This is a genomic window from Hymenobacter sediminis (genome assembly GCF_003231285.1).
Classification (GTDB): domain Bacteria; phylum Bacteroidota; class Bacteroidia; order Cytophagales; family Hymenobacteraceae; genus Hymenobacter; species Hymenobacter sediminis.
This window is the reverse complement of record NZ_QKNS01000007.1, coordinates 298,404-325,361: the sequence shown is the minus strand read 5'-3', so window position 1 is coordinate 325,361 and position 26,958 is coordinate 298,404. Positions and strand designations below refer to the sequence as shown.

Here is a 26,958-nt window from a genome sequence, read left to right as displayed (position 1 = left end):
GAGGGGAGTCGGATAATGGGGGTAAGACACAAAAAAATAACTCGGGTTGCTTACTAGTTGCCGCCACGGGTTTGGCGCAGCGTCGGGGGTAGGCGGGGTAGTACCGCCCTTTTCTTCGTTGGGCCGTTAGCAGCTTGCACCCCCAACTGGTTTATTTGCCAGAAACCAGAGGAAACCTCTGAAAACCCAGCCGCAGAAATTCATCGTCTTTTATGTCCCTACCGCGCAATCCCACCGAAAAGCAGCGTAATTTTTTCCAGGAAGTGCATGAAGTTGTACGTCTCGTGCCCACGGGCCGCGTTACTACGTACGGAGCCATAGCTCATTACCTGGGTGCTCGGCACGGGGCCCGCATGGTAGGCTGGGCCATGATGGCTGCGCATACCGCCGACGCTTACGTGCCGGCTCACCGGGTAGTAAACCGGAACGGACTGCTCACAGGCCGCCAACACTATACCTCGCCTACAGCCATGCAAGAAGCCCTGGAAGCGGAAGGCATTCGGGTAGAAGAGGACCAGGTGGTGGATTTCAAGCGCCTGTTCTGGGACCCCGCCACCGAGTTAGAATAACATAAAAAAGCCCCTGCGTTGAAGGGGAGTACCGTTCAATACAGGGGGTAGGAGAAGCGAACTTCTTAGTGCTTTCGTTACGAGGCAGTAGTAAGAAGAGTGCGCGGATTGCCAGGATTTGGGCGGTTATCAATAACGCTGTGAATGGCTCCGCGTACCTCCTCGGGGCTGGCGTTCTTGAGCAAGTAGCCATGGGCTCCTTCGGCCCGCAAGGAATCAATCAGTTCTGGCTCGTCGTGCATGGATATAATAATAGAGCGCACCTGCGGATACTGAGCACGCAGCAGGCGCACGGTTTGCAGGCCGTCCAGTACGGGCATCTGCAAATCCATCAAAATCACGTCTGGGATGGTGCCTTGGTCTAGCCACTCCAGCAGCTCCTGCCCGTCGCCAGCCTCAAACAGAACTTCCATGCCCGGAAAGCCACTGATCAGGGCCCGCAGTCCCTTTCGAAATAGAATATGGTCGTCGACAACGGCAAGGCGAATAGGTGCAGAAATCATAGGACGGAAGAAGGAGCAGGTAGAATTGTAGAAAGGTACGGAACGGGTAGGCAAATCCAAACGCGGGTGCCTTCCCCCGGCGCCGACTCATGGCGTAGCGTTCCGCGTAGTACGCCAACCCGGCTGCGTAAGTTGGTTAGCCCCAGTCCGGTACGGGTTCCGGGAGCTGGCGGCTGATCCGGTAGGGTAGGGTCGAATCCTACCCCATCGTCGGCGTAGTATAAAGACAGTTGGTCGGCGCCAAACTCCACCACAATCCGGATATGAGCAGCATAGGCGTGGCGTAATCCGTTGCCTAACAACTCTTGAACTACCCGGTACACAATTAGCTCGTATTTCGGGTCGAGGCGGCGCGGCTGTCCTTGTTGCTCCACATTTACCTGCGTTGGGCCATCGGCGGGCACAGTGCGGGCTAAGGCCTCCAGGGCAAATGGCAGCCCGAATTTCTGCAGAGCTGCGGGCAGCAGATTGCGAGAGATACGGCGTACCTCGTTAATGGCCTGATCAAGCAGGGAAGAGGCCTCCTGAGTTAACTCTGGCTGGTCTAGCGTGTTCAGGTGCAGTTTAACAATGGCCAGGGTAGTGCCTACCCCGTCGTGCAGGTCGCCGGCAATGCGGCGGCGCTCTTCTTCCTGAGCCAGCAAGGCTGCTTCCAACGCTTGTTGCTGAGCCGCCTCGTGTAGTTCCTGCATTTCCAACTGCTGCTGAATCAGTCGCCGCTGGTAGCGTACCACGAAGCCCACAATACCCAGCGCCAGCAATAGCAGAATGGGCGTTACGAGAACTAACGGAATAAGCGCGTCGGGCATGGAAAAGATAGAAACCTGCTTTGCCTGACCAAGATAGGGTGTTTTACTTGATTAGATGGGCCGGTAGCACCCGGTACTGTGGAGGCTCGGTAGGGGGGCGCCACCCAATACGAAACCTGAGCCAGCGAGGCAGCGCTTGGCGTGGAGATATACTGAGCGCAAAACACAAAAACATGCGCGTCAGCAAGCCCATATAAATAAGATTTATGAAAGGGAAGTAGGTAAATAAATCATCTTCATTCGAAGGAAATAAGGCTACCGTGATATATAAAAGAGTGCTGCTGCTAGTGTAAAATAGTACAGCAATAGAAAACCAAAAGGGAGCTTTGCTTTGCAGCGGAGTAGATATGTTTTCGCTGATTTTATATAAGGAGAATAAAGACAGAGCTAGCAAAATAATGTTGCCAAATGTGTTAGAATATAGATTTATATTTCTTGTAATTCCTCCTAGAAAAAGCGCGTCCAGCAAGAAAACAAAGCCAAAGCTACCGCCTAGTAAGTAAAAATATGGCCTCTTTAACAGCAGCAATTGCTGAAATGCTAAGAGGTAGAAGGTAAATTCAAAAAGAGAATAGTAGTGGAAAATAAATAGATTATTTCGGGCTACTCTTTCGCCAATCATACCCAGGACCCACGTAGCCGCTATGGCCAGAATAAACGAGTAAGTCAGGCGAAAGGCTTTAGGCATATTGCCTATCCGATTAAGTCCTACGGCCAGCGGGAGTATAAAAAACAGCTCGCTGATCAGGATTAGCTGAAACATCGGAATAATAAATAAACGGCTTACTACCCTCCCGTGAAGGTAGTAAGCCGTTAAACTCTTGGGTTAATTGCCAGCAAGCTCGCCAGTGCTGCAGTGGTCGGGGCAGCGGTGGCCCCAATTGCCTACTAGGCCGTCTTCGCCGGTTAATTGTCCGTCGTTGTCTTTTACTTTCAGGATGTCGTTGCCATCGCCATCTACGCCCACTACAATGATATGGCGTTCCTTATTAGAGTCGATAGCCTGATAGAAACGTAGACCCACACAATGCGGCTGATCCATAAATTTCTGAAGAAAGCCGTTATCGAAGTAGGTAGCATAAAGGACTTTCTTAGCGGTACCATCATCTGCTAATTGCGGATGGTCTTTGCGATAGGTCTTGGTCCAGTCAGCAGCCTCTTGGATGTTAGGGAAGAACTTACCGGCTTCGGCAGTAAAGGATGTGCTCATGCGACAATAAAAAGTAAGATGAAAAAGGAAGCAGGAAATAGAAGCACGCTACCTGAGCCCCGACCCATAACAGCAAATAAGTAGCTTGCAGAAAGCCTTTTCATAGAGCCTACAAGACCCCGAAAAGTGGCGTTGTGCATTGTGGCAGAGGTTGGGCCGTAAGCTACAAAGGCTGAGGTAGAGTTTGAGGCTTCGTCAAATAAAAAGCGTAAAACAAGCAGCCGCTCAGCACGCAGAGCATTATGCTGTTAACCGAGTAGAGTAAGCTGTTGCCTACTGCATCGTTAGTGATTACAAAATGGTTGCTGAGGCTGTAAACCATAACAGAACCGGCCAAATAGAGCACGATGCCCATGCAGGCCACCACCAGCGGGCGGGACAGCATAAGTGCGGCAGAAGAGGTAGCTTGGTGTAGCTCTTGTTCGAAGTACAGAAGCGCCAGCAGAATAATCAGAAAGCTTTCTACGGACAGGGTATAGGAATTAAGCTGACCAAATCCTTCGAGTACCCAGGAGTCGAGAGCAGCAAAAGCCAGAAAACCGCACAACGTAGGAGCAAACCAGTAGCGTGGCAGCCGCCGGAGAACTGTACGGAAAGCCAATAGGTACAGTACCGTTTCGCCTACGCTGGCGCAGTGGGCAATGAAGATATTATTGTGCCACACATGCGCAGCTACTCGCATCAGCAGATACACCACCAGCATGTAAGCTGCTAGAAATGCCAGCATGCGTAGGGATGAAGACAAGGAACTCCAACGGCGCCCGGCCATAAGCAACGGAAATACTAGGCTCCAGTACGCCACCGGCTCCGACCAGTCTGCGAGTTGAAGTACCCAAGGCGAAACAGCCATGAGTGGTCGTTAGCTGTTCAGTATATTCTGCGTACTGCAGCTGGGTGGACACGCCTTACCGGGACCAATAATGACATCATCGCCAGTGGTGGTAGCTAATGGGCTGCTTTCCGCAGTAAGGCTGGCCGTTTGCTGCAGAGCCAGGGTAGGGAGAATGTCATTTTCTTGCTCGTCCGTCCCGACGAGCACCAGCCGCCGTTGATTTTCAGCATCACGGCCGTAATATGCCCGAACGCCAGTGCAACCTGGCTGCGCCAAAATAGCCTCCAGCGTAGCCCGAGAAAAGCAATGGCCTTTAATGCCATCCGTATGTTGTTCGCGGTAACGGCGGGTCCAGTCGCTGGCCTGGTCGAGGTTGAAGGGTTCTTGAAGGAACTCGTTAGGTGTGGCCATAAGGCAGGAAGCACTAAGAAGGATAAGGAGCGAATTGTAGCATTCAAATATACCGTATTAGGTATGCAGTGCAAACGACAGCCTTGACCAGCCGTTATCTTCCTTAGTTGCCTTCTTCGTCTTCTTCCTCTAGGTTTTCAAATACCTGATCAATAGCCGACTCAGCGGAGCGCAGCTTTTGCTTGCAGAGGCGAATCAGTTCGGCTGAGCGCTGCACTCGGGCGGTGAGGTCATCCACATCTACCGCATCGGTTTCCAGGGCGCGCAGAATGGTTTCCAGTTCTTCGATGGCTTGACGGTAGGTGAGGTTTTGAGGCGACATAACAGAAATTGCTAAGAGAGGAAAAGAGGAAGCTGACCACCAAGCTGGGCCGGCACTACCCCCTCGGGGAGGCGCAATAGTACTTGCTGGCCCGCGCGCAATGGCCCCGTGAAAGGCTGGCCTTTGGGCGTCAGCAACCGGATGGTGCCGCTAGCTGGCTGGTTGTTGAGCTGGGCCAGGCGCAGCTCGGCGCGGTGTAATAGGCGAGTAGCAGCCAGTTGCAGTTGGTGTTGCTGCCGCAGGAGCTGCTCGCAGCGGCGACGGTGCAGGCGGCGAAAGTGGCGGGCCAGCATACGGCTGCGCTTTCTCAAGCCCTGCTCCTGGTGGCGCAGCGTAGTGCGGGCGGCCCGGTGTAGTTGATGCCGCCGCCGGACCAATTGGAGCTCCTGCTGCCGCAGTTGGGCACGAGGAGTGGCAGCCGCCTGCCGGATGCGCTGGTGTAGCGCATCGCGCTGATCTTGAAGCTGGTTGTGTGCTGCCATGTGAGCGTGGCGCAGCAAGCGGTTGAGGCGGCTGGCTTCCGCCTGTACTCGCTCCTGCGCTAGCTCCCGAATGCGGAGGCCATAACCCTCTAGCGCCGCTTCCAGGCGGGCAAGGCGCTCAATCAGGAAGGCCGCTACCGCCGTAGGCGTCTTGAGGGCCGTATGTGCGGTCAGATCCACTACGGCCTCGTCCCGCTCGTGGCCGATGCCGGTCAGTACGGGTAGCGGAAAAGCACCAATAGCAGCGGCCAGGCCGTAATCGTCGAAAGCCAGTAAATCGGTTTTAGAGCCCCCACCCCGGATGATAACCACTGCATCGTATTCTTCGCGGCGGCTGCGGATGGCATCCAGGGCGGCCCGAATACTGGCCGGCGAATCGTCGCCCTGCATGAGGGCTGGAAAAAGCGTGAGGGAGAAATCGTAGGGTGCTTCCTGGAGCTGCTGCACGAAATCCTGCCAGCCCGCGGCCGTGGGCGACGAAATGACGGCTACCCGCTGCACCCCGATGGGCAAGGTCAGGCGCTTTTGCCGTTCCAGCAGAGCCTGGGCTTGCAGTTTGCGCAGGGTTTCAAGGCGCAGCCGGGCCAGGTCGCCGACGGTGTAAGTGGGGTCGAGGGCCAGCACATCGAGGCTCAGGCCGAACTGCTCGTGAAACTTTACCTGCACCCGCAGCATCACTTTCAGGCCAATGCGCAGGGTTAGGCCGGTTTGCTCCTCGAATACGGCGCTCAGCTGCTGATAACGCTGGCTCCAGATGGTGGCGCGGGCCTGGGCTTTGAGTTGGGCTCCGCGGGCCGTGGTGTGTTGGTCGGTGAGGGTGAGGTAGCAATGCGCCCCATCGAAGCGCGGCAGGGTGAGGTCGGCAATTTCAGCCACTACCCAATACGAATCTGCGAACCGCTCGCTAAGCGTTTGGCGCACCCGGGCCAGTAGCTCGCTAAGCGGCAGGGCCGCCGGCGGCAACGACGGAGATTGGGCCGATGAAAGCCCCGGCTCGGGGCGGCGGTTGTACAATGGCATCAGATGCGCAAGTTACGCAGAAGCGGAGGTGAGGTGGTGAATTAGTGAGTTTGTGGTTTAGCAGGTTATAATGGGTAGGCCCGGTGAGGCAGTTTATCGGTAACCGCCTACCCCTCTTAATCACCCAAACCTTTCTTGAGTGGTTTGGTGGGCTCCTGCTTAGGTTTCGCACGGTGCAGGGGGTAGGGCACTTGTTAGTAGGGCGCTCCGCAGGAGCTTCCCGAACCACCAAGTTGCCACACATCATTTCACAGCTCACTATTTCATCTATGCAACGCCCAACGGCAGGGCCTTGTCTTTGCGTTCCGCAAAGCAGGTGGCTGCGGCCGGAAATTATTTTACCTTGCCTTGCATATTCCCAGTTCCACCTTACTATTTCCTGCTTCATGAAAAACCGCAATAGCCTGAAGTTGGCGGCGGTGGCAATGGCTGGCCTTTCGTTGGCTGGTTGTGCCTCCAGCAAAACCGCCGCACCCACGGCGGCTGCTACCACCACGGCTCCCGCTACCTCTGCTCCGGCTGCCGACCCCAAAGGCGTGGGCCTGAACGTGGCGAACATTGATAACTCAGTTAACGCCTGCGACAATTTCTTTCAGTACGCTTCCGGCAACTGGCTGAAAAATAACCCGATTCCGGCTGCTGAAGTGCGGTGGGGCTCTTTCAATGAGCTGGCTGACAAGAACAACGCCCTCATGCGGCAGATTCTGCAGGAAGCCGCTGCCAACACCTCGGCCACTAAAGGATCTAACGCCCAGAAAGTAGGCGACTATTACGCTACGGCCATGGACTCAATGGCCATTGAGCAGGCTGGCCTGAAGTACTTGCAGCCCGAGCTGGCGCGCATCAACGCCATTAAGGACCTGAAAGGCGTGCAGAATGAAATTGTGCGCCAGCAGCTGTACAGCACCGGCGCATTCTATAGCGCTGGCGTAGGTCAGGACGAGAAAAAAAGCACGGAGTACGCTTTCCAGCTCTATCAGGGTGGCCTCAGCCTGCCTGACCGGGACTATTACCTGAAGGATGACGCCCGCTCGAAAGGGTTGCGCGCGGCGTACACTACCTACCTCACCAACACCTTCAAACTGTTGGGCGACAACGAGGCCACGGCCGCGAAGAATGCCGCCGCCGTAATGCGCATCGAAACGCGCCTGGCTAAAGCCAGCCGCACCCGCGTAGCCCTGCGCGACCCGCAGGCCAACTACAACAAGATGACGGTGGCCGAGTTCAACAAGCAGTTCCCGAACCTGGCGCTGCCACAGTCGTTGCAGGCCATGAAGCTGGGTGCGGTGAAAACCGTTATTGTAGGTCAGCCTGAGTTCTTCAAGGAGGAAAGCACCATGCTCAAGCAGGAGCCCCTCAGCGACATCAAAACCTACCTGCGCTGGCACATGACGACTTCCCTGACCTCGGCTCTGCCAAAGGCGTTCGGGGATGAGTCGTTCCGCTTCTCGCAAGTGCTGACGGGGGCTAAAAAGCAGCAGCCTCGCTGGAAGCGCATGAACGCCGCCACCGACCGCGCCCTGGGCGAAGCCTTCGGCCAGCTGTATGTGGACAAAGCTTTCACGCCCGAAACCAAGCAGAAAGCCATGGAAATGGTGGCTAACATCCGCGAGGCTATGGGCGAGCATATTCAGCAGTCTGACTGGATGAGTGATGCCACCAAGCAGGAAGCCCTCAAAAAGCTGAATGCCTTCACAGTGAAAATTGGCTACCCCGACCAGTGGAAGGACTACTCATCGTTGAACATCTCGCGTGAGTCGTACCTGAAGAACGTGCTGGCGGCCCGTCAGTGGGCTTCCATGGATAACCTGAGCAAGTTCGGCAAGCCCATCGACCGGAAGGAGTGGGGCATGACGCCGCCTACGGTGAATGCCTACTACAACCCGCCGATGAACGAAATTGTGTTCCCGGCCGGCATCATGCAGCCCCCGTTCTTCGACCCCAAAGCCGATGATGCCGTGAATTACGGCGGCATGGGCGCCGTTATCGGCCACGAAATCACCCACGGCTTCGACGACCAGGGCCGGCAGTACGACTCCGAAGGCAACCTGCGCGACTGGTGGACCAAGGAAGACGCCGCCAAGTTTGAGCAGCGCGCTGACATGGTAGGCAAGCAATACTCGGCCTTCTCGCCGCTGGACTCGGTTTTCGTGAATGGCAAGCTGACTATGGGTGAAAACCTGGCTGACCTTGGTGGCCTGAACATTGCCTATACCGCACTGCAGAAGGAGCTCAAAAAGCAGTACCCCAACGGCAACGCGCCCAAGTACGATGGCTTCACGCCGGAGCAGCGCTTCTTCCTGGCCTGGGCTCAAATCTGGCGTACCAATGCCCGCCCCGAGTACTTGCGCCAGCAGGTAATGACGGACCCGCACTCGCCGGCTCAGTTCCGCACCAGCGGTCCGCTCATGAACATGCCTCAGTTCTACGAGGCCTTCGGCTGCAAGGAGGACGCCAAGATGGTACGTGCTCAGGCTGAGCGCGCCAAAGTTTGGTAGTCATTCCGCATACCGTTTAGCCTAAAAAAGCGGCCCGCACCAAGTGCGGGCCGCTTTTTTGTGCGTGGGTTGCGCTACCTTGCCGTATGCAACAAATCAATCGGGCGTGCAGCGCGTGTCTGCTGAGCGCATTCCTGCTCACCGGCTGCCAACCTTCGTTGGAAGAGAAAGTGCAAAACCCCCAGAAGGGTGATGTATACGTAGTGCAGTTTCAACCCCAGGGCACCACCACTGCGCGCTACTTTTTCTATGAACTCTACCGCGTTACGCCGGATAGCGTGTACTTGCACCCAGCCCGCACTGATGCTGCCACCGCTGACGCCGCTGCGCCGGATATGTTTGCCCAGGATAAAAGCTTGCCCTACACGCGCGCCGAAACCCGCGAGCTACTTCAGGAGCAGCCCGGCGACGTGCTGCACAGCCGCCTAATAGAAGTACGCCGCTAGCAAGCCTACCCCCGCCCGAGGGTTGCGGCATTAGGCAGGGGTAGGAGTTTACTTCACTACCTTGATTTTGATTCCTATGTCGTTGACTGGCCACTTGTCGCTGCCCACTGGCTCCTCGGCAATCTTATCGATTACATCGAGGCCCTCTACTACCTCCCCGAAAACCGTGTACTGCCCATCAAGACTGGGGGTACCGCCTACGGTAGCGTATGCGCGGAGCTGAGCCGGGGTGAGGCGGCGGCCGGCGTTGGCCTGGGCCTGCTCGGGCGTTAGTTTTTCGCCCTGCACAATGTAAAAATCGTGGCTAGAAGACAGCTTGCCGGGATTCTGCTCATCATCATAGCGGGCCATGCCAACGGCACCGCGCTTATGGAAGTACTGGGGCCGAAACTCGGGTGTAAGTCGGTAACGGTTCAGGGCCATGGTTAGGTGGTCAGAGGTGCCACCCTGAATGGCAAATCCTTTCACTACCCGGTTAAATACTGTCTGATCGAAGAAGCCTTTGCGGCTAAGCAGTAGGAAGTTAGCTGTGTGCAAGGGCGTGTCTTCGTAGAGGAGGATACGCATGTTGCCGTGGCGCGTTTGGAGCAGCACTTCGCGGCCAGGATATTGGCGACCGTAGGGCAGCAGCAGAGCCGCCGCATTAGAGTCGGCCAGGGAAGTCAGCGAGGGGCCGGGCACGGTAGAAACCGGGTCGGGAGCGGCCGCTGGCGTTTCGGGCTGAGAGCGGTTGCAGGCCGCCAGCGCCAAAGAGCTAAGCAAAATTAAGGCGGCAGACGGACCAGAGCAGGAAAACCGGGAAAGGGACTGGAGCATACGAAAGCAACAGGGGTGGCAGGTTGCAATGATACGAACCGCGCCGCAGTGTGGTAAACCGCGCTGGCCACGATGCCCGAAGTAACCACCAGCTTGCAAGCAAAATCGGCTACCCCCGCCTAGCAGGGGTAGCCGATTTTTAAGCTAATGCGCGAAAGCCAGCTTACAGCTTGATGCCCATTTTCTTGGCAATATCCGCAAACATCTGCGGGTCGTAGTCATCGGCGCCGGGCGAGTTCAGTTGGGGTTCTTCCTCCAGCACGGGGTAGGGAACTCCCTCAAAACCGCCCTGAATCAGCTCCAGGGGCTGACCATCTTCGGGGTGCGTGCCGTTCCAGATAATACCAGCCTGCTTGTAGTCGTCGGGGCTGAAGGTGTAGAGCTTCAGGTGCAGCTTCTGCTGATCCTGCAGTTTCTTGGCTTCCGGGAAAGCGTCGTTGCTGAGTTCCGGCACTGGCACCAGCTTGCTTACTTCCACACCCGTCAGCTTCTCTAGCGCCTTGGCATAAGCCACTACGTGCAGACCACCGCGCACCAGCAGGTAACCTATCATGGTCCGGGCGCAGGGGTCCGACACCATTTCGTACACCCGCATTTTATTGGCACGAGCACCGCACTCCAGGAAGAAGTTGTGCAACAGGTCTAGCTTCAGGTTACCGCTGGCGTGCACGTACTGGCCCGTCCAGGGGTTACCCATCGAGTCGAAGGGAACGGCTGCCTGGGCGCTGCTCAGGAAGTGGTAGCTGTTACGGGCATCGGCGGCATCGGCCAGGGGGGCGGGCACTGGGTCTTTGCCCCGTACTGTCTGCCCCGTCAGTAGCAGGTTGATGGCGTAGGAAACGGCCTCAATGTGGCTGTACTCTTCTGCCGCGATGCTGCAAGTCAGGTCGTAGAACGGCCGCAACCGGTTTCTTCCCCGAAAGTTGAACGACTGAAAGGTGTAGTTCATCAGGGTCGACATTTCCCCGTATTTGCCCCCTAGCAACTCCTGAATAGCAGCAGCATCGTTGGGAGAGGGGTTTTTGGGCTTGGGCAGCTCAACGGCCAGCCGGTCATAGCGCAGAATCATAGCACCTGGGGTTTGGGTTGGAAAACAAACAGTTGGGCCTCACCGAAGCCAAACAGATACTGTAAACGCAAGCCTGCTGCCCAGGTTAGTGAATTAACCTAAAGTTATTCAATGTTATGTGCTTGATAATTAAAGTTTTATGTGGTGGCTGTGGCCTTGTTTTGGTAGAAAAGTCAGACAGCTCAACAATACCAAGACAGGCATCATGGCTATTCTGATACATAGGATATAAATTATAAATAATTGAACATCAGAAGAGTGATTCGTGAAACGCCGATTGATGAGCCAAAAAAAGAGTGACCAGCTAATAAGCAAGTCACTCTTTTTAATTGGTTTTTCTACTGAGGAGGTTGCTACCACCCAGAGCCAGCGGGAGTGTCCCAACCATCAGAGGCCGGTTTTTTCTTGGGTTTGGCTTGGGTCTTTGCCTTCTCCTTCTGAGCCGGTGCAGCAGCGGGCTTGCTTTTTACCTTTACCTTGGTTGTTCCGGCGGGTAGGGCCGGGGCGCCGGGTACCGGGGCCGCCACTACGGGCGTTGCCTCCGCATCGGGGGGTAGGGCCTGCATGTCCTTGGCGGCGTTAATCATATCGGGGCGCTCGGCTTCCTTGAATTTCTGCAACGACAGTAGTTGCTGCCCATCTACCAGGCTGTTGTCTTTCCAGCTTTTCATCTCGTCATCCAGCTTCTTCTTTTCTTCCTTGCTGGCCGCTGGCTTCATAAGGGCATCCAGGTCAGGGCTGCCGGCATCCTTCCAGGCCGAGAACCACATGGAAGCTACCAACGTGGGGGCCTGCTTCAGGCGGTAAGCCACCTGTCCGCCTACTTTCTCGTGGTAGGAGTCGGCGAAGGCATCGGAGTAGGAGCGGCGGGTTTTGCCGTACTTATGACTAAACACATACTTGGTTTCCGGGGTGTACTTGCGGGTGATTTCCTCCTCCTTATCGAAGGTGTCGCCCAGGAAACCGTACGACTCCTGCACCGCCTGCCATACTTCCTTCAGCGGGTCCTTGCTGTAGTGCGCCGATTCGCTGTCGAGCTTGTACTTGGCAATGTGGCGCTCGGGCAGCTTGCCTTCCCACAAGGCCTTGATGCCTTCTTGCTTGCTTTTCTGCCCGTTGTAGTTGATGGTCGTGTTCAGGGGCACGTAGGCGTCGGCTACGTAGTGACCTAAGTCGGCGGAAAGTGCCACGATGGCAGCCGTGTCGCGCTGGCGGAAAGCCTCCGTAAGCTTGGTTTTGGTTTCCAGAATAGCCCAGGGTAGGGTGCCGTACTTGCGCAGGGTGTCGGCGGTGTATTTGGCCAGAGCTTTGTCCCAGGCTTTGGGCATCAGGCCAAACGGGTCGTCGCCGTAATGGTCCATGTAAATAAAATGCTTGCTGGCCTCCATCGGATCTTGGCTGCTGCGCTCATCGGCGGCTGTGCTTAACCGAATCAGTTGGGGCATCTTGCGGTAGTAGAAGCCGCGCATGCCCGAGGGTAGCGCGTACACCGAAATCTGGGTGATGGTGCGGTGGCCGAAAACGCCCCAGCCCGGCGACCATACCGGACAAAGTAGCACGACAAAAAGAGTGAGCAGAAGTTTTCTCATAATGGCAGCACAATGGCAGGGATAAGCACCTGCGAAGGTACAACGGAAGGGGTTGATGTGCTGCCTTTTGCCGGCAAGATGTGCCCTGCCGCCTGCGGTAACAGGCACACTGCCTGGCCCCAATGGGTTCCGGCTTTTGGTGGGGGTAGGGAAAGTCGCATCTTTCCGGTCCGGCTTGCACGTAGGGCTACTACCCCCTTCACCCGCCCCAAACTCCCACGCCCGTGACCCTGATTTCGAAGAAGAAAATTACCTACTCCATTCAGGCCAAGCTGCGCCACTACTTGCGCGACTATGACCGGGAAACCCAGCTGCCGGTAACGTACCTGGAACTGACGCGCATTAGTGGCGCTTTCCCGCTCCTGGACCGCAAGGGCCGCGACACGCTTTGGGAAACAGTGTTCTACGAACCCCAGGCCTTGCGTGAGCTAAGCGAGGGGTTGACCCAGGTGTATGCATTGCTGAAAACCGCCGGCGACCTTTCCTTCACTGACCACTTGGTGGCTGACCGCATCGACTACTGCCGCTTCGGCAACTCCAATCCGTTTCGGGTGCGCATCGTCAATCAGCTCAACGACAACTACGATTACTTCTATGTGAAGCGGGCCGATGCCTCGCGGGTGTACGGGCTGGAGCTAGAGCACCTGCTTTCACCCAACAGCATGAATTACCTGGTGCACGGCGACACGCTGATTGAGGAGCACATTGCTGGTATTCCCGGCGACGACTTCATTCGCGACCATCTGCAGCGGCCTCATCTGAATCAGGTGCGCATTGCCAAGGAGTTCGTGAAGTTCAATGAGCGGTGCTTCGCCCGTCTGCTCGGCGATATGCGGGCCTACAACTACGTCATCGACGTGACGCCCGACTTTGAGGACGAGCAGTACCGCGTGCGCGCCATCGACTTCGACCAGCAGTGCTACGAAGGCAAAAAGAACATGTACCTGCCTCAGTTTTTCAAAGACAACCGGGCCGTAGTGCTGCTGTGTAGCAAGCTGCTAGAAGCGGAAACCATCCGGCAGTACCAAACCGAAGAGCGTACCCTAATGGCTCGCCGGGCTCGCTCGGAGCGTTACCGCCTTAAGGACCTTATCGACTGCCTGCGCCAAGATGAAGTATCGCCCCCGGAAAAGGTAGCTCAGCTGAAAGCCCAGCTCAACCGGCACCACCACACCGATCAGTTCACCGCCTGCCGCTCCATGGGCGATGTGGTTCGCCTGAACCTGCTGCTGATGCTGGGCCGAAATAAGGTAGTGAAGTAATGATTTGGTCAGTTGTCAGGGCGAGCGAAGCCACTATTTTGACCCCGAGGTTCATATAAACGCACAAGCCCTTGACGCTTGTACTGGCGTCAAGGGCTTGTCAAGATTCAGGGGGTAGTGCCTTGGAAATGAGGAGTTCAACTCTGCTTCCGCATCAGAGCTAACTGCCTATTTCATTTTCTCTTCCACGGCCGAGCCAGCGTGTTGCTCGGCAAACTCATCGAGGAGATTGTCGAGGTAGTTGAAGATGTAGTCCACGGCCAGTTGGCGCACCTTGTCACAGTCGCCTTCAAATTCTTGGCGCAGCTCGTAGGCTCGTTTCTGGTGCAGCACTGTGAAATACATGGTACCCACGGGCTTCTCCTCTGATTCTGAAGCCCCACCAGCACACAGGCCCGTTACGGCCACGCAGATGTCGGCGGTGGGCAGGTGTTTGTGCAGGCCCATCACCATTTCGTTGGTTACCTGTTGGCTTTCGGCGGTGTATAGGGCTAGGGTGTCCTTTTTCACGCCTAGCAGGCGCTCTTTGGCTACGGGGTGGTAAGTTACTACGGAACCCAGCAGCACCTCGCTGCTCCCGAAAGCCTTCACGAATTCAGAGGCCAGCAGGCCCGCTGTGCAGCTTTCCGCAAAAGCCAGCGTGAGTTTGTATTGCAGAAATTTCTGCGCGAGTTTATTTAAGTCGTTGGGCTTCATGAGAAAGTAAAAACGGCGTAACCGCTGTACGCGGTTACGCCGTCCAAATGTTATAGTCGAGGTAGGCAGAAGAGTGGCCGTTTGCCCCTCACAAGTGCTTACTCCTGCCGATATACTACCCCCTGCTTCATCACGAAACGTATGCGCTGCATAGCATTGATGTCCTGCACTGGGTCGCCTTCCACGGCTACCACATCGGCCAGCTTACCGGGCTCCAGCGTGCCTAGGTTGGCCGTTTGGCCCTGCAACTCTGCCGCGTTTACCGTTGCCGAGCGCAGCGCCTGCACCGTGGGCATGCCGGCCTCTACCATGTACCGAAACTCCAGCGCGTTTACCCCGTGCCGAAACACGGAAGCATCGGTGCCGAAAGCAATTTTCACCCCGGCCTTGTAGGCGCGCCCAAAGGTGCCCTGCAGCTTGGGGCCAATAGCCAGGGCCTTTGGCGTTACCAGTGGGGGGTAGTAGGTAGGGTTCTTGGCGGCCGAGTCGGCTACGGACTTTCCGGCCGTGATGGTAGGCACGTACCAAGTGCCGTTCTTCTTCATGAGTTGAATGGTTTCGTCGTCCATCAGGGTGCCATGCTCAATGCTGGTTACGCCGGCCCGGATGGCTCGCTTCATGCCCTCGGCACCGTGGGCGTGGCAGGCCACGTTCAGGCCCAGGTCGCGGGCGGTCTGTACCACTGCCCTGATTTCCTCTTCCGTGAACTGCGGAGCCGAGCCGTCTTTGGCTACGCTGAGTACCCCGCCGGTGCTGGCTATTTTGATGAGGTCGGCGCCCCGCTTGTACTGCTCGCGCACGGCCTGCCGCCCCTGGTCGGGACCGTTGGCTACCCCGTCAGCAGGGCCGGGCATGCCCATCAAGTCGAGGCGGTAACCGTTGGTGGGGTCCATGTGCCCGCCGGTACCCGAAATAGCCTTGCCCGCCGTGAAAATGCGGGGCCCCGTTACCTGCCCCCGGTTAATGGCGTTGCGCAACGCCAGGTTTACGCCCGAGCCGCCCAGGTCGCGGACAGTGGTAAAGCCCGCCTGCAAAGTTTTGCGGGCGTACTCCAAAGAGCCAAAGGCTACGTCGGCGGGGTTTTGGGTGAATTCCTTGAGGTAGTTGTCTTTGCTGGTTTCGCCCTCCAGGTGCACATGGCAGTCGATGAGGCCGGGTAGTACAGTGCGGTTTTTCAGGTCCACCACCTTATCCTGCGCGGTGGCAGGGGTAGCGTAGCCGCGCTGCACTGCCACGATGCGGCCGTTTTCAACCACCACCGTCATTTCGGTTTGGGCGCGGTCCTGGCGCATATCCAGCAATCGGCCGCAATGTAAATAGGTTTTCTGGGCCCAGGCGGCCGGAGCCAGCAGGAGGGCGCCACCTAGGGTCGCGCCGGCGAGTAGTCGTTGGAGCATAGAGACAAAGAGAAGGGGTAGGAAGTGAGAAGTGGAGCGGAATATACGACGCGAAAAAACGCTGCATGCAGCCTAATTGCCCCGCAATCCGTATCTTTTGCCGCCACCTGCTGTCAACTGGCGCTGGCAAGCATTACCCTCACCTTCTCTCTTCACTTCCTACCCCTTATGGCAACTCCCGCCGATTTTGAAGCCGCACAGCAGCGCGTGCAGCAGCTCCCCAGCAAACCCGATAACTCTACGCTTCTGAAGCTATACGCCTTGTTCAAGCAGGCCAGCGAAGGCGACGTATCCGGCGACCGTCCCGGTGGTTTCGACTTCAAAGCCATTGCCAAGTACGACGCCTGGGCTGGCTTGCGCGGCAAGTCGCAGGACGAAGCCCGCCAGGAGTACGTTGACTTCGTGAATTCTCTGTTCTAGGCAGATAACAGCCCTAAACCACAAGGCCCGCTGCCAGATATTGGCAGCGGGCCTTGTGGTTTGTGACTAACCCGAAGGTTAAGCCAGTGGTTGGTTACCAGCATCGGGGAGGGTAGGAGCCGCCGGGGCCGGGGGAGTGGGGGCGCCGCCAGGGGTAGGCAAGTCGAAGGCTACGGCGTTGTGCTCGAAGTGGCCCTTGTGCGAACCGTCGCAGAAAGGCTTATTGTTCGAGAGGCCGCAGCGGCAGATGCTTATCCGCTCGCGCCCGCCCAGGCCGTAGGGCTGACCCTGAGCATCTACTAGTTCGAAATCGGTGCCCTCTACGCGCAGAGAGCCGTTGCTGAGCACGGTAAGTTTAGTGGCCATATGGTAATGGGGTGAAAAGTGAGTGTGAAGAGAGGCTAGCGCAATTCCTTGCGCATCACGTAATCGTTCATCCAGTAGGGGCCAATGGCTATGTCCTCTTCGCGGTGAAGCTGGAAACCCTGCCGCTCGTAAAAAGCCAGGGCCGGGTTGTGCCGATTCACGTTGAGCTCCAGCGCATGTCCGCCGGCCTCACGCACTGCCTGCTCCACGGCCCCAATGAGCTGCTGCCCCAAACCCTGGCCCTGCGCCGAGGGTAATACATAGATCTTGTGCAGCTTGTAGAGCCCTTCTGTAGGTTGGGCCGAGAAGGAAGCATAGCCCCGAGGCTCGTCTTCTACGTACACCAGCAGAAATGTATGTCCTTGCTCGGCCATTTGCCGCTGCAGGGAAGCCGGCGTGTAAATTACCCGGTACATGTAGTCAATCTGCTCCCGCGAAATAATAAAGCGGTAGGTCGGCTCCCAAGTAGCTTCCGCCAGTTCGATGATGGTTGGAATATCGGCGAGGGTAGCGGACTGAATGCGAAGCGGAGCGGCGGCAGATACTGACATAGCGGGCAAAAAACGGCATTATTCGGCGCAAAACCGAACCCTGGCCCCGCTTTTGCTCGTTTTGGGCCGGAAATTGCCTGCCTCTGTTACACGAGTTCGGCTCCGGGACCGTTTTTGTGTTTTACTTCATCACCATCCCTTCCTTTCTCCCGACGCGCACCTGCCTATGAAACCTTCCTTGCTTTTCCTTACACTACTTGCGGCAGTTGGTCTGCTGGCTGTTCCGGCTGCCTCGGCCCAGCAAACGCCTAAAACTACCCCCAAAACAACCACCAAGTCGCCCTCGGCCAGTTCTACTACGGCCGGCGTGGAGCGCGACCTACGTGTGTTCAGCGACTGGGTCAACAGCAAGGTAGATCAGGCCGCTACCACGGCGCGCCGCGAACTGCCCCGCCTCACGGAGGAGTTTGACCGCCAAAGCCGCCGCATCGATAAGGCCGTGGATAGCCTGACGGTGGAAGGCAAGCGTGAGTATGATACCCAGAAGGTTCGGTACCGGAAATGGGCTACCCGCCAGGATAGCCTCGATGCCGCCGCCCGCCGCCCCGCCACTGCCGACCAGGCCCAGCGCCGGTTCCTGGGCGAGGATGTAAACATCAGCCAAGCCCGCCCTACGGAGCTGCCCGACCTGTACTTCCGGTTGGTTGAAACCATGCGCTCTGATAAAAAGAACTGGACCCAGGCCGACTGGAGCGCTGCCAGTGCCGTGCTGAGCCGCCTGAATGCCCGCTACGAGCAGGTGCGTGAGCAGCTCCCACTGGAAGAGCGCCTGCGCATCAGGAGCCTTCAGGGTGAGTTCCGGACCCTGGAAAAAGCCCGCAACGTGAAAGACGTTATTCGGGAATAGCAGCCTGGTATTACCCCAGCTACACTGCAAAAGCCGCGCTACCTCTGAAAAGGCAGCGCGGCTTTTTCATGATTCCGTAAAAGTCACGCTTGGTCGGGTTGCAGCGCGGCGCTGGGCGGTAGGCGGTAGCGACGCAACCATTGCCAGGCCGAAGGCAGATCATAGAACATCTGAATAGGCACGTACTGCTTGACCCGCTCAAAAAAGCGCATACTGATTAGCTGATTATGCATGTCAGGCGAGAAGACATAAGCAATAGCCCGCAGGCCCGAGTCCAGTACCTGGGGTAGCACCTCGTACTCTACCCAATCCATGGCTTCGCTCCAGTCGCCGGTGGCGTTGCTTTTGTCGTTCAGCAGCAGCGGGTAGTTTAGCTCCGACTGCACCCGCGCTATTTCCTCTGTGGCATATGAAACCTCCCGCCCCGTAAGATTACCGAACCACCGAATATACAGCACCCGGTGCGCAGGCGAGTGCAATAGCTCCATAATGAGGTTGCCGTGCGCATCGGTCAGGGTTCCAAGTGATTCGAGGGGTAGGGAGTCCATGAGCGAGGCGAGGAGGACAAAGCAAATAGAACTTAATATACTGAATGCAAGAATGAGTTGGATCTAAGCTCAACTACTATTTGGTTCAGTCCGCATCCGCTATTTTTGTCGGTCCGTTTTTTTCTGCGCTTCGCTCATGCACATTGCAATCGTCGGTAACATTGGGGCCGGCAAAACTACCCTGGCCAACAAATTGGCTCATCACTTCAACTGGGAAGTATTCCTGGAGGACGTGGATCATAATCCGTACCTCAAGGATTTTTACGACGATATGCCACGGTGGGCCTTCCATTTGCAGGTGTATTTCCTCAACAGCCGCTTCCGCCAAACCCAGCACATTAAGGCGCTGCAACAGGCCGGTAAAGGCGTTATTCAGGACCGCACGATTTACGAAGACGCCCACATTTTTGCGGCCAACCTGCACCAATCGGGCCTGATGTCGGAGCGGGACTATCAGAATTACCTGAGCCTGTTCACCTCTATGATTAGCATGGTGAACCCGCCTGACTTGCTGCTGTACCTGCGCGCCGACCTACCCAAGCTGGTGTCGCAAATCGACAAGCGCAACCGCGACTACGAGAATAATATCAAGATTGACTACCTGCGCCACCTAAACGAGCACTACGAGGAGTGGATCAGCAGCTACAAGCACGGCAAGCTGCTGATTGTAGATGTAAACAACCTCGACTACGTGAACAACCCAGAGGATTTGAGCGTCATCATCGAGAAAATCAACAGCACGTTGTTTGGACTCTTCTAGAGGGGGTGAAATAGTGAGCTGATGAGTTTGTGTTTCTCGCGGTGTAAGCCACGCAGACAGCCCTAAGGGGCTGGTATGGTGGTAGGAAACCCAACGAAATAACACTCTGAAGCCCCAGTGGGGCGACACCCGTTGTTGAACGGTTGGTGTCGTCGCGCTGGGGCTTTAGAGTGTTTGAGGGGGTAGGCTTGCTGCCCTGGGGCTGGTTGTGAAGCCTAATCCGTGAGAACGACAAACTCGCTATTTCGCCGCTTTAGTCCTCTGTCATGGCCTCGTTAAGAAATTGCACGAAGGGCTTGGCCGCCTGCCAAGCCTCGAGCACGCGGGTCGGGAAATCGGGGCGGCGCACGTCAGCATCGGGGAAAGAGCGCCACACAAAAAAGCTTTTGAGCCGCAGCCACTCTACGTCGGGGTCGTTGCGGTCATAGCCCTTGGGGGCAGTTTTCAGAGCCTGCGACATATCCAACCCAGTCGGGAACTGCCGGAGCAGCTCCGCATCCTGCCGCAGAGCATGAAAGGCGGGGGCGTTGTAATGAATTTCCTGCCGGATACGGGCCAGCTGGGCTGGCTCAGGTAGCCAGCGGCCGGCTCCTACATAGGTCTCACCGCCGGGTTCTACGGCCACAAAGTAGCCGGCCCGGGGGCTATGGCGCCCGCCGGGCTTAAAGCCTGCCCCCATGTGGCGCTTGTAAGGCTCGTCGCTCTGCTGAAACCGGTCGTTCTTGTTGATGCGAAACATCACGTCGGAGGGATTCAGGCCGCGTAGGCCGGGCTGCAGGTCGGCGGAAGCTAAGCGCAGCAGCTCAGCTACAAAGGCGGTGTATTCGGTGCGGGCACGCTGGTAGTCGGCGCGGTGCGCATCCATCCAGGCTTTGTTGTTGTTGGCAGCAAGGTCGCGCAGGAATTCCAGAACAAAGGGTAGATTCATAGCAGGCTAAGGGGTAGGCAAGAGGTAGGAGCCGCACAAAAACGCCCCGCACCGCTAGGCGGTACGGGGCGAGTGAAGCGGAGGTTGGCAGCGAAATCAGCGCTTGTTCAGGGCGTGGGAGCTGCTCAGGGTGCTACGATCATTCAGCCCCCAGTTAAACGACTGATACTCTACCTGCGCCGTGGGCAGCACGGGCGTATGCGCGTAGCGGTTCAGGAAGGCAATCAATTGGGCCTCGGTGCCAAACTCAGCCGCGTAGGCCTGAAATAAGCCAGAAATCTGCACCCGATTGGACGTGAGCTGATTGAAAGCTGTATCGTTGATGAAGCGGCGGGTTTGGGCCTCCAGCTGGGCGTTCAGGCGCGTGCCATCGTAGGGCTCAGCCAAGAGCGGAGCGTTGGAAACCGCACCGTACATCAAAGCAAAGTGCGTGCGTGGGTCATGAAACTGGTCGCGTAGGATCTTCTGCTCAATCTGGTTGAGCGAGTACAACTGGCCGCCTACATTTACCACGGGGGCTTCCCACGGCGACTTCAGACCGCCTACCGTTTTCACCCGGATGTCGTTGATGCTAGCCAGGGGGTAGTACTGCACCACCAAGTAAGCTGCCGACGCGTTGTACACGTTCAGCCAGAATGCCTTGGTATCATCGGGGCTCCAGGAAACGGGGTCAGGCTTGGTTTTGCGCAGGCTTTCAAGGTAAGCCCAGAGCTGGTCTTCCTCTTCGGCCAGCGCCTCGTAATCCAGGCGGCCGTCGGCCGTGACGTGGTGGCGCAACAGCCGGCCCCATGGCTCGTGCAGCAATTGCAGGCTGTTGTTGTCCTCAGCCTGAAGCAGCAGCGGGCTCAATAGGCAAAGCCAAAGCAGAAGAACCCGGTGAAGTGAGAAATGAAATAGGCGAAACATGCAATAGGACAAGAGCGGGGCGGCCGAGAAAGAATAACTGGGCTATTAGCACAGCCGATTCTACTTCTCAAATAAGATGCTGCTAAAAGCAGCTTGAGCTATGGCTTTTGAAGGACAATAGGCTCAATTGAATTATCAAATGTATATGATTCCCTTAATCTTATGAAAAATGGCGGAGGCATTTTCAATAAATTATCCTACTCATGTGGCTACATGAATTTCGCTCTTGAGCAAATACGTGTCTCCTGATTGCCGAGGGTATGAGTGCTGATTAGCTCAATTCAGCTACTTTCTGTGCTTTGTAGGTTGATACCGTAATGGTGTTGCCCACTTGCAGGAGGCCGGAACCACCGCCCGTTACATTTTGCCCAAATTTCACGCTCTTACCTTGGGAGCGGTAAGAAGCCAGCGTACGAAGCGGCTCACCAGAGGCGTTTTTGGTGGCAGTATCCTGATTGATAGTGGTCAGGACGCAACGGCCACAGCCCCGCACGGCCCGAAACGGTACCTCGCCGATGGAAAAGTGGTGCCAGGCGTCTTCCCCAAATGGCTCCCCCCCGCTGAATACCAAGTTTGGCCGGAAACGGTCCATGCCCACGGGCTCTGCAAGGCGCGAGTTCAACTCCCCTAACGATTCCTGTCCGATTAGCAAGAACGGGTAGCCATCAGCGAAGCTGACCATCTGACCCTCGGGGTTATACTCCGGCTCCACGTCGCGGCGCACCATATCCGACATATACACCAGCTTACATGGCTGGCCCAACGCCTCTGAAAGCCACTCGTCGCACTCGGGGCGGGCGCGCCAGGCAAAAACCATATCGTCCCAGATGGTAACAAACAACGTCTTCTCAGGAGTAGCTTCGAAGGGGACGTAGAGGGGTAGCAATTCGGGCCGCTGCTGATGGCTGATCAGAAAGCCGTTGTAGGCCGCCGATACTTTCAGGTGGGCCATAGCGGCGGTTTGCCGTTGCGTCATGAACTGGTTGCGCTCATTCACAATCAGCCACCGACGGTCGTGGCGCAGTCCGCGGGGTTCCACAACCGCTTCCGTAACGCGGATGCCGCCCAGCGACTTAACAGGGTAGATATATAGGTCAGAGAGAAGGAGAGGTGCAGCCATACCACAAAGATGGGGAATAGTGAGATGGTGAATTGATGAAATTGCGAGTTTGTGAAGTGGGTATGTGCTGCGGCGGTTATGATACCGGCACTCATAATCAATTCCCTATCCCTTAAAATGTAACAAGCCCCTACCTCCAGGTTGGAAGTAAGGGCTTGTCGATGTATCAGGCTTGGGGGCGTAAGGCAGGAAAAATGACTGGGCACTTCCTCCTTGTATCCTTACGTCACAAACTCATTGCAGCATTTAATGCAGCGGGCGTTTTTTGATCATGCCGCCTTTGGTGTCGCGGACGCTGTGCATGACCATGAAGGCCTGGCGGTCGATTTGCTCTACCTCAGCCTTTAGCTTCGAAACTTCAAGGCGGGTGATTACCGTGAAGACGATATCAACGGGGTTGGGCTGCTCGCCATGGGTGCCGTAGCCGCGCTTGCCGGTATATACGGTGGCTCCCCGGCCCAGCTTTTCGGTAATCATGCGGCGAATGGCATCGGAGCGCCCCGATACGATGGTGACGCCGGTATACTCTTCCAGACCATCAATGATAAAGTCGATGGTTTTGGCCGCCGACAGGTAAGCCAGGATGGAGTACAAGGCCGTTTCGATGGACAAAACCCAGGCCGCGACTCCGAAAATGAGAATGTTGAACACCAAAATGATGTCGCCTACGCTCATGCTGGACTGTTTGCTCAGATAGATGGCCATAATTTCGGTGCCATCCAGCACGCCGCCGCCGCGCATGGCCAACCCGATACCAGCCCCGAGGAAGAACCCCCCAAACACCGATATCAGCAGCTTATCATTCGTGACGATGGGGTAGGGGATAAGGGCCAGAACCAAGGCCAGACCGAGAATGCCAAGCAGCGTCCGGATGGCTACGCTGGGGTCGAGCTGCCGCCAAGCCATCAGCACGAACGGAATGTTCAGGACTACGATAAGCGCCGGAAGGGGTAGGCCAAAAACCCTTACTATCAGCAGGGAAACACCGGTTACGCCCCCGTCTAGGAAGCCGCCGGGCAGCAGAAAGCTTTCTAACCCAAAGCCTGCCGAAAATACCCCCACCACCATCAGAAGCGTGTTTACGACCTGCCGCCGCCACCAGCGTCGGTCGCGGGCAGAGCGTGTTCCGGGGTTTGGGCGTTTCACGCCAAGCGCGCCGGAGGAGGGGGTAACAGGAAATTCAGATGAGGGTACGAGGTGAGATTCAGGCATAGGCGAAAAGAGAAAACGCAATACAAGAAAGTACGGCGCTAATGAAATGAATGTTGAAACTTAGGGAAAGCCAGCCCAGCTGAATGAGCTTGGCCTGGAATTTGGAAAAGTTTTTTCGGTATCAGCGTTAATCTATAAAACGGGAGGGTTGCTCATGGCATTGCTACAGGAATATCCGGTGTTGTGGGGTAGGCAGGAGCGCAAGGCGTTTGCATTTGAGCTGGTGCCGGTGGTATTGCCACTAGCGTTGCTATATGGGTTTACCCCCGAGGGCCAGTTGCCACCGTTGTGGCTGGCCTCGGGGTTGTGGTTGCTGGCTACCGCGCTGGTAGCACTGTTGGCGGTGCGCCGTCTGCACGACGTGGGGCGTAGCGGCTGGTATGCGCTACTGCTGCTGCTGCCAGGCCTTAATGCCCTGATTTTGCTGGCGCTGCTGGTGTTGCCGGGGCAGCCATTCGCTACCCGACACGGGGCCACGAACCGGTTGCAGACTATTGGTTGAAACCGCCGCGGCCGCTAAAACAAGCTGCCCTTCCAGAGCAGGTCTTCTTTTTAGAGACCCCTCTGGAAGGGCAGGGTTGCGTAAAGGCCGCAGAAATTGCCGGGTTATTTTGGTTCGGGCGTGGGCTGCTGGGCCAGCTGCAGAGCGCGGTAAAGGTTCACGAGGCCGCCTGTGCGAGAGAGTTCCGCAAAGTCGACGAGGGTAGTGGTGCCGGGTTTGCGCACCTTGGTATGGTAGGGAACCGCCGACTCCAGAATGATGCGCTTGAGCTGTACCGCCGTCAGTTGGGGGTAATACGATTTCAGGGTGGCGGCAATGCCCGCTACCACGGGTGCAGCCATGCTGGTGCCGCTCAGGTTGCCGTAGCGGCTGCCGGGCAGGGTAGCGTAAATCTGGTTGCCGGGCGCAAATACATCTACCTGGTTTTTGCCGTAGTTCGAGAAGTCGGCTACCAGGTTTTCATCGTTGGTACGGGCTGAAGCGCCCACCGTAATCATGTTGGGGATGCGCTGCCCGCTGAGGTACACCGGGGCGGGGTACTGCAGGGTTTTATCGAGGTCTTCGTTTTCGTTGCCCGCAGAGTGCACCAGGAGCACATTTTTGCTGGCGGCATACTTGATGGCTTCCTCCACGGCGGCACGCTGAGGCGAGTAATACTTGCCAAAGCTCATGTTGATGATCTGGGCCCCATTGTCCACGGCGTAGCGGATGGCGTTGGCCACATCCTTGTCCCGCTCGTCGCCGTCGGGCACGGCGCGCACGGCCATAATCTGCACGTTGGAGGCTACGCCCAGTACGCCTTGGTTGTTTTCCCGGTCGGCCCCAATGATGCCGGCTACGTGGGTGCCATGCATGGGGTCGGGGCCGTGCACGTCGCGGTTGCCGTAGTCTCGTTGCTTGGTATCCTCGGGCCGGTCGCCGACGATGGGGCGCGGGTTATACTTCAGGTTAAGACCGTAGTCAAGCTGGTCCTGGGTTTCCTTAAGGCCTTTTTTCATTTCCTCCAGCACATCGTCCAGGGAAGCAAAACCCGTCTGAATCAGGGTGGCATACAGGCCGCTGGTAATCTGGCGTAGCTGTGGGTCCTGGGTAGGCGGGTTGCGCAGGGTAGCCGTATCGAGGCGGGCTACCCCCAGTGCCTGCTTGAGGCCGTCAGCCCCCTGCGAGTTTTCGAGGTAGGCTTGGTTGAACTCCTGCAAGCGCTGGGTATTCTCCTTTACCTTGGCGTCGTAGCTCTTCTTTACCTTCTGATAAAGGTCGAACTCACCACGTTTGGCGGCGGGCACGGCGGTGCGCACCTTGCCAGCGTACAGAGGCTGCAGCTTGGCCAGAATACGGGTTTCCTCCAGGGTTTCTACGTTGATGTTGCGCCCATCGGGTCCGCCCAGAAAGCTCCAGCCCAGCACGTCGTCTGCGTAGCCGTTCTGGTCGTCGTCCTTGCCATTGCCGGCAATTTCCTTGCGGTTGTGCCAGAGCACACGCTTCAGGTCCACATGGGCCGTGTCGATGCCGGCGTCAATAACTGCCACAATAACCGGAGTGGAAGTTTTACCCTGCAACAGCTCCTGGTAGGCGCGGCGGGCACTGATGCCCATTATGCCCCCATCCTGTTCCGGGTCAAGCAAATACCACTGAGGCGTGGCAGCAGCGGCGGGTTTGGAAGAAGCGGGAGGGGTAGTCTGGGCAGAAGCGGCCAGCACTGGAAACAGGAAGGAGAGGCCCAGCAACCGCAGCCGGGAAGTAAGGGGAAACGCCATGCAAGGGGAGTTCAAAACGAAAAGGAAAGCAGGATGTACGCAAGGACCGCGCCAGGAGATTAAGCTCAGATGAAGCTTCTCCACCTATCTTCCCGAATGCGAAAATGGAGACTATGGTTTATGCTGATGATAGTCGGGTGGGTAGTGCCGGTGGTTGCGTGGGCTACATAAAGAGCTGAGGCCACTGTTTAAACGCATGAACACATTGCTTGGCATAAATCTATCGTTAAGCTGAGTACAGGCACAGGAATCCTTAGGGTGTGAATCAAATAGTTATCATTGGTACGAAGGCATATTCACCATGAAGTACCCCATCCTGCCGCTACTACTGCTACTAACTCTGCTTCCTTACCGATTAAGAGCCACTGCGCAGGCTCCTGACTATCTGTACTTCGGTGGCAAGGTGTATTTGCTGTATTCTAACCCACTGGAAGGCTGGTTAGAGAAGCTGCCGAAACGGCCGGCGTTATTGAAGAGTGCCTCTACGGCTTGTTGGCGGGGCTATCAGGCAACGTGGCTGCTGGAAAGTAACCAGCTATTTCTACTTAAAATCAGACCCAGCTGCGACGACAAGCAGGCTGCTATTCCTTTGGAGCGTTGGTTTCGGCCCGATGCTCGCGGTAGGGTAGCCGCTGCGTGGGTAGAAGGTAAACTGGATGTACCCGTGGGTATGCTGCTGTACTACGAGCACTTGGGGTATGAATCCATTTATGAGCAAGACTGGATGCTAATGTTTCGGCATGGGCGGTTAGTCAGCCAGCGTACCTATTACAATCGGGTGCATAAGCAGGTAAATGAGGTGCAGTTTGCCGAACAGTTGCATCAGGCTGTAAACTGGGCCCATCTGCCCAAACAGCTACCCAAGCAGTACCGGGTACTCGTGAGATTCAGGCCTGATAGTACCGGGCTCAACTGCAATGTGTCCCTGGTCAAGGGCTGTGGTGCTCCGTATGATGCGGCGGCTTTGCAAGCGGCTCAGCAGGTAGCTCGCCGCAATTGGGGCGCTACCTACCGCTATGGGCGTTGGGTTCCTTTTTCGTGGGTAGCCCCCGTCATATTTAAGGAAGAAAATCGCCAACGTTTCGCGACGCACTGATGGGGCGTAAGTAC

30 protein-coding genes are annotated in these 26,958 nt (G+C 56.6%); 9 read left to right on the top strand and 21 right to left on the bottom strand.

The genetic code is table 11. The annotated features are described in order from the left end of the window. The first annotated feature begins 212 nt into the window (after positions 1–212). The gene (locus tag DNI29_RS18995; protein WP_110979707.1) at positions 213–569 is read left to right on the top strand and encodes an MGMT family protein; all 357 of its coding nucleotides are present in this window, start codon (positions 213–215) and stop codon (positions 567–569) included. A 77-nt stretch (positions 570–646) separates the two neighbouring features. Here the strand turns inward: DNI29_RS18995 and DNI29_RS18990 are convergent, their stop codons facing one another. The 8 genes from DNI29_RS18990 to xseA all read right to left on the bottom strand — a co-directional run bounded on the left by DNI29_RS18990 (position 647) and on the right by xseA (position 6,158). Beyond that, positions 647–1,072, bottom strand: coding sequence for a response regulator (locus DNI29_RS18990; RefSeq protein WP_110979706.1), 426 nt, complete (start codon positions 1,070–1,072; stop codon positions 647–649). Next, on the bottom strand, positions 1,069–1,881 hold the full coding sequence (locus DNI29_RS18985; RefSeq protein WP_110979705.1) for a sensor histidine kinase: 813 nt from the start codon (positions 1,879–1,881) through the stop codon (positions 1,069–1,071). The genes DNI29_RS18990 and DNI29_RS18985 overlap by 4 nt, the downstream gene beginning before the upstream one ends. A 43-nt stretch (positions 1,882–1,924) precedes the next feature. Continuing rightward, entirely contained in the window at positions 1,925–2,644 is a 720-nt protein-coding gene (locus DNI29_RS18980) for a hypothetical protein (RefSeq protein WP_110979704.1), read from the bottom strand. A 63-nt stretch (positions 2,645–2,707) separates the two neighbouring features. Next, positions 2,708–3,091 carry a hypothetical protein gene (locus DNI29_RS18975; RefSeq protein WP_110979703.1) on the bottom strand — a complete coding sequence of 128 codons (384 nt, stop codon included), beginning with the start codon at positions 3,089–3,091 and terminating at the stop codon, positions 2,708–2,710. Positions 3,092–3,254: 163 nt separating this feature from the next. Further along, positions 3,255–3,941 (bottom strand): hypothetical protein, encoded by a 687-nt coding sequence (locus DNI29_RS18970; RefSeq protein WP_162303661.1) that lies wholly within the window; start codon positions 3,939–3,941, stop codon positions 3,255–3,257. Positions 3,942–3,950: 9 nt separating this feature from the next. Beyond that, positions 3,951–4,334 (bottom strand): hypothetical protein, encoded by a 384-nt coding sequence (locus DNI29_RS18965; RefSeq protein ID WP_110979701.1) that lies wholly within the window; start codon positions 4,332–4,334, stop codon positions 3,951–3,953. A 103-nt stretch (positions 4,335–4,437) separates the two neighbouring features. Continuing rightward, a complete protein-coding gene (xseB, locus tag DNI29_RS18960) occupies positions 4,438–4,656 on the bottom strand; it encodes an exodeoxyribonuclease VII small subunit (protein ID WP_110979700.1) in 219 nt (72 codons plus the stop codon). Between the two features lie 11 nt (positions 4,657–4,667). Then, a complete protein-coding gene (xseA, locus tag DNI29_RS18955; protein WP_110979699.1) occupies positions 4,668–6,158 on the bottom strand; it encodes an exodeoxyribonuclease VII large subunit in 1,491 nt (496 codons plus the stop codon). A 386-nt stretch (positions 6,159–6,544) separates the two neighbouring features. On the opposite strand from xseA, the gene DNI29_RS18950 reads away from it, so the two are divergent. Both DNI29_RS18950 and DNI29_RS18945 read left to right on the top strand, forming a co-directional pair. Further along, positions 6,545–8,656, top strand: coding sequence for a M13 family metallopeptidase (locus tag DNI29_RS18950; RefSeq protein WP_110979698.1), 2,112 nt, complete (start codon positions 6,545–6,547; stop codon positions 8,654–8,656). A gap of 86 nt (positions 8,657–8,742) precedes the next feature. Then, on the top strand, positions 8,743–9,102 hold the full coding sequence (locus DNI29_RS18945; RefSeq protein WP_123823322.1) for a hypothetical protein: 360 nt from the start codon (positions 8,743–8,745) through the stop codon (positions 9,100–9,102). Between the two features lie 48 nt (positions 9,103–9,150). Here the strand turns inward: DNI29_RS18945 and DNI29_RS18940 are convergent, their stop codons facing one another. The 3 genes from DNI29_RS18940 to DNI29_RS18930 all read right to left on the bottom strand — a co-directional run bounded on the left by DNI29_RS18940 (position 9,151) and on the right by DNI29_RS18930 (position 12,576). Further along, positions 9,151–9,918 carry a peptidylprolyl isomerase gene (locus tag DNI29_RS18940; protein WP_110979696.1) on the bottom strand — a complete coding sequence of 256 codons (768 nt, stop codon included), beginning with the start codon at positions 9,916–9,918 and terminating at the stop codon, positions 9,151–9,153. A gap of 163 nt (positions 9,919–10,081) precedes the next feature. Then, entirely contained in the window at positions 10,082–10,987 is a 906-nt protein-coding gene (locus tag DNI29_RS18935; RefSeq protein WP_110979695.1) for a manganese catalase family protein, read from the bottom strand. Between the two features lie 353 nt (positions 10,988–11,340). After that, the gene (locus DNI29_RS18930) at positions 11,341–12,576 is read right to left on the bottom strand and encodes a zinc dependent phospholipase C family protein (protein ID WP_123823321.1); all 1,236 of its coding nucleotides are present in this window, start codon (positions 12,574–12,576) and stop codon (positions 11,341–11,343) included. A gap of 224 nt (positions 12,577–12,800) precedes the next feature. On the opposite strand from DNI29_RS18930, the gene DNI29_RS18925 reads away from it, so the two are divergent. After that, a complete protein-coding gene (locus DNI29_RS18925) occupies positions 12,801–13,838 on the top strand; it encodes a hypothetical protein (protein ID WP_110979693.1) in 1,038 nt (345 codons plus the stop codon). 168 nt (positions 13,839–14,006) lie between these two features. Here the strand turns inward: DNI29_RS18925 and DNI29_RS18920 are convergent, their stop codons facing one another. Continuing rightward, the gene (locus tag DNI29_RS18920) at positions 14,007–14,534 is read right to left on the bottom strand and encodes a CinA family protein (protein WP_110979692.1); all 528 of its coding nucleotides are present in this window, start codon (positions 14,532–14,534) and stop codon (positions 14,007–14,009) included. Positions 14,535–14,632: 98 nt separating this feature from the next. Beyond that, positions 14,633–15,931 (bottom strand): amidohydrolase family protein, encoded by a 1,299-nt coding sequence (locus DNI29_RS18915; RefSeq protein WP_110979691.1) that lies wholly within the window; start codon positions 15,929–15,931, stop codon positions 14,633–14,635. 168 nt (positions 15,932–16,099) lie between these two features. Here DNI29_RS18915 and DNI29_RS18910 point away from each other — a divergent pair, with 168 nt between their 5' ends. Beyond that, complete coding sequence (locus DNI29_RS18910; RefSeq protein ID WP_110979690.1) at positions 16,100–16,351, top strand: acyl-CoA-binding protein; 252 nt, start codon at positions 16,100–16,102, stop codon at positions 16,349–16,351. Between the two features lie 78 nt (positions 16,352–16,429). Here the strand turns inward: DNI29_RS18910 and DNI29_RS18905 are convergent, their stop codons facing one another. Next, on the bottom strand, positions 16,430–16,717 hold the full coding sequence (locus tag DNI29_RS18905; RefSeq protein WP_262510233.1) for a CDGSH iron-sulfur domain-containing protein: 288 nt from the start codon (positions 16,715–16,717) through the stop codon (positions 16,430–16,432). A gap of 35 nt (positions 16,718–16,752) precedes the next feature. Further along, entirely contained in the window at positions 16,753–17,268 is a 516-nt protein-coding gene (locus DNI29_RS18900; RefSeq protein WP_110979689.1) for a GNAT family N-acetyltransferase, read from the bottom strand. 166 nt (positions 17,269–17,434) lie between these two features. Between DNI29_RS18900 and DNI29_RS18895 the strand changes: the two genes are divergently transcribed. Then, positions 17,435–18,115: a DUF6565 domain-containing protein gene (locus DNI29_RS18895; RefSeq protein WP_110979688.1), complete on the top strand. Its 681-nt coding sequence runs from the start codon at positions 17,435–17,437 to the stop codon at positions 18,113–18,115. An 83-nt stretch (positions 18,116–18,198) separates the two neighbouring features. On the opposite strand, the gene DNI29_RS18890 is transcribed toward DNI29_RS18895, so the two are convergent. Next, positions 18,199–18,663 (bottom strand): hypothetical protein, encoded by a 465-nt coding sequence (locus DNI29_RS18890; protein ID WP_110979687.1) that lies wholly within the window; start codon positions 18,661–18,663, stop codon positions 18,199–18,201. A gap of 136 nt (positions 18,664–18,799) precedes the next feature. Between DNI29_RS18890 and DNI29_RS18885 the strand changes: the two genes are divergently transcribed. Continuing rightward, positions 18,800–19,423 carry a deoxynucleoside kinase gene (locus DNI29_RS18885; RefSeq protein WP_110979686.1) on the top strand — a complete coding sequence of 208 codons (624 nt, stop codon included), beginning with the start codon at positions 18,800–18,802 and terminating at the stop codon, positions 19,421–19,423. 253 nt (positions 19,424–19,676) lie between these two features. On the opposite strand, the gene DNI29_RS18880 is transcribed toward DNI29_RS18885, so the two are convergent. The 4 genes from DNI29_RS18880 to DNI29_RS18865 form a co-directional block, all read right to left on the bottom strand. After that, positions 19,677–20,351 (bottom strand): DUF2461 domain-containing protein, encoded by a 675-nt coding sequence (locus DNI29_RS18880; RefSeq protein WP_110979685.1) that lies wholly within the window; start codon positions 20,349–20,351, stop codon positions 19,677–19,679. Positions 20,352–20,447: 96 nt separating this feature from the next. Continuing rightward, entirely contained in the window at positions 20,448–21,200 is a 753-nt protein-coding gene (locus DNI29_RS18875; RefSeq protein ID WP_162303660.1) for a DUF547 domain-containing protein, read from the bottom strand. A gap of 328 nt (positions 21,201–21,528) precedes the next feature. Further along, the gene (locus DNI29_RS18870) at positions 21,529–22,377 is read right to left on the bottom strand and encodes an MOSC domain-containing protein (protein WP_110979683.1); all 849 of its coding nucleotides are present in this window, start codon (positions 22,375–22,377) and stop codon (positions 21,529–21,531) included. Between the two features lie 246 nt (positions 22,378–22,623). Then, positions 22,624–23,589 (bottom strand): YitT family protein, encoded by a 966-nt coding sequence (locus DNI29_RS18865; protein WP_110979682.1) that lies wholly within the window; start codon positions 23,587–23,589, stop codon positions 22,624–22,626. 154 nt (positions 23,590–23,743) lie between these two features. Between DNI29_RS18865 and DNI29_RS18860 the strand changes: the two genes are divergently transcribed. Beyond that, entirely contained in the window at positions 23,744–24,091 is a 348-nt protein-coding gene (locus tag DNI29_RS18860; RefSeq protein ID WP_110979681.1) for a DUF805 domain-containing protein, read from the top strand. Positions 24,092–24,195: 104 nt separating this feature from the next. Here DNI29_RS18860 and DNI29_RS18855 read toward each other — a convergent pair whose 3' ends face one another. Then, entirely contained in the window at positions 24,196–25,848 is a 1,653-nt protein-coding gene (locus tag DNI29_RS18855; RefSeq protein WP_110979680.1) for a S8 family peptidase, read from the bottom strand. Positions 25,849–26,149: 301 nt separating this feature from the next. Between DNI29_RS18855 and DNI29_RS18850 the strand changes: the two genes are divergently transcribed. Next, on the top strand, positions 26,150–26,944 hold the full coding sequence (locus tag DNI29_RS18850) for a hypothetical protein (protein WP_110979679.1): 795 nt from the start codon (positions 26,150–26,152) through the stop codon (positions 26,942–26,944). Positions 26,945–26,958 lie beyond the last annotated feature (14 nt).

Excerpts from the sequence above, each read along its gene's own strand:
- DNI29_RS18995 (WP_110979707.1), top strand. The coding sequence starts at position 213 with ATGTCCCTACCGCGCAATCCCACCGAAAAGCAGCGTAATTTTTTCCAG.
- DNI29_RS18990 (WP_110979706.1), bottom strand. The coding sequence starts at position 1,072 with ATGATTTCTGCACCTATTCGCCTTGCCGTTGTCGACGACCATATTCTA.
- DNI29_RS18985 (WP_110979705.1), bottom strand. The coding sequence starts at position 1,881 with ATGCCCGACGCGCTTATTCCGTTAGTTCTCGTAACGCCCATTCTGCTA.
- DNI29_RS18980 (WP_110979704.1), bottom strand. The coding sequence starts at position 2,644 with ATGTTTCAGCTAATCCTGATCAGCGAGCTGTTTTTTATACTCCCGCTG.
- DNI29_RS18975 (WP_110979703.1), bottom strand. The coding sequence starts at position 3,091 with ATGAGCACATCCTTTACTGCCGAAGCCGGTAAGTTCTTCCCTAACATC.
- DNI29_RS18970 (WP_162303661.1), bottom strand. The coding sequence starts at position 3,941 with ATGGCTGTTTCGCCTTGGGTACTTCAACTCGCAGACTGGTCGGAGCCG.
- DNI29_RS18965 (WP_110979701.1), bottom strand. The coding sequence starts at position 4,334 with ATGGCCACACCTAACGAGTTCCTTCAAGAACCCTTCAACCTCGACCAG.
- xseB (WP_110979700.1), bottom strand. The coding sequence starts at position 4,656 with ATGTCGCCTCAAAACCTCACCTACCGTCAAGCCATCGAAGAACTGGAA.
- xseA (WP_110979699.1), bottom strand. The coding sequence starts at position 6,158 with ATGCCATTGTACAACCGCCGCCCCGAGCCGGGGCTTTCATCGGCCCAA.
- DNI29_RS18950 (WP_110979698.1), top strand. The coding sequence starts at position 6,545 with ATGAAAAACCGCAATAGCCTGAAGTTGGCGGCGGTGGCAATGGCTGGC.
- DNI29_RS18945 (WP_123823322.1), top strand. The coding sequence starts at position 8,743 with ATGCAACAAATCAATCGGGCGTGCAGCGCGTGTCTGCTGAGCGCATTC.
- DNI29_RS18940 (WP_110979696.1), bottom strand. The coding sequence starts at position 9,918 with ATGCTCCAGTCCCTTTCCCGGTTTTCCTGCTCTGGTCCGTCTGCCGCC.
- DNI29_RS18935 (WP_110979695.1), bottom strand. The coding sequence starts at position 10,987 with ATGATTCTGCGCTATGACCGGCTGGCCGTTGAGCTGCCCAAGCCCAAA.
- DNI29_RS18930 (WP_123823321.1), bottom strand. The coding sequence starts at position 12,576 with ATGAGAAAACTTCTGCTCACTCTTTTTGTCGTGCTACTTTGTCCGGTA.
- DNI29_RS18920 (WP_110979692.1), bottom strand. The coding sequence starts at position 14,534 with ATGAAGCCCAACGACTTAAATAAACTCGCGCAGAAATTTCTGCAATAC.
- DNI29_RS18915 (WP_110979691.1), bottom strand. The coding sequence starts at position 15,931 with ATGCTCCAACGACTACTCGCCGGCGCGACCCTAGGTGGCGCCCTCCTG.
- DNI29_RS18910 (WP_110979690.1), top strand. The coding sequence starts at position 16,100 with ATGGCAACTCCCGCCGATTTTGAAGCCGCACAGCAGCGCGTGCAGCAG.
- DNI29_RS18905 (WP_262510233.1), bottom strand. The coding sequence starts at position 16,717 with ATGGCCACTAAACTTACCGTGCTCAGCAACGGCTCTCTGCGCGTAGAG.
- DNI29_RS18900 (WP_110979689.1), bottom strand. The coding sequence starts at position 17,268 with ATGTCAGTATCTGCCGCCGCTCCGCTTCGCATTCAGTCCGCTACCCTC.
- DNI29_RS18895 (WP_110979688.1), top strand. The coding sequence starts at position 17,435 with ATGAAACCTTCCTTGCTTTTCCTTACACTACTTGCGGCAGTTGGTCTG.
- DNI29_RS18890 (WP_110979687.1), bottom strand. The coding sequence starts at position 18,663 with ATGGACTCCCTACCCCTCGAATCACTTGGAACCCTGACCGATGCGCAC.
- DNI29_RS18885 (WP_110979686.1), top strand. The coding sequence starts at position 18,800 with ATGCACATTGCAATCGTCGGTAACATTGGGGCCGGCAAAACTACCCTG.
- DNI29_RS18880 (WP_110979685.1), bottom strand. The coding sequence starts at position 20,351 with ATGAATCTACCCTTTGTTCTGGAATTCCTGCGCGACCTTGCTGCCAAC.
- DNI29_RS18870 (WP_110979683.1), bottom strand. The coding sequence starts at position 22,377 with ATGGCTGCACCTCTCCTTCTCTCTGACCTATATATCTACCCTGTTAAG.
- DNI29_RS18865 (WP_110979682.1), bottom strand. The coding sequence starts at position 23,589 with ATGCCTGAATCTCACCTCGTACCCTCATCTGAATTTCCTGTTACCCCC.
- DNI29_RS18860 (WP_110979681.1), top strand. The coding sequence starts at position 23,744 with ATGGCATTGCTACAGGAATATCCGGTGTTGTGGGGTAGGCAGGAGCGC.
- DNI29_RS18855 (WP_110979680.1), bottom strand. The coding sequence starts at position 25,848 with ATGGCGTTTCCCCTTACTTCCCGGCTGCGGTTGCTGGGCCTCTCCTTC.
- DNI29_RS18850 (WP_110979679.1), top strand. The coding sequence starts at position 26,150 with ATGAAGTACCCCATCCTGCCGCTACTACTGCTACTAACTCTGCTTCCT.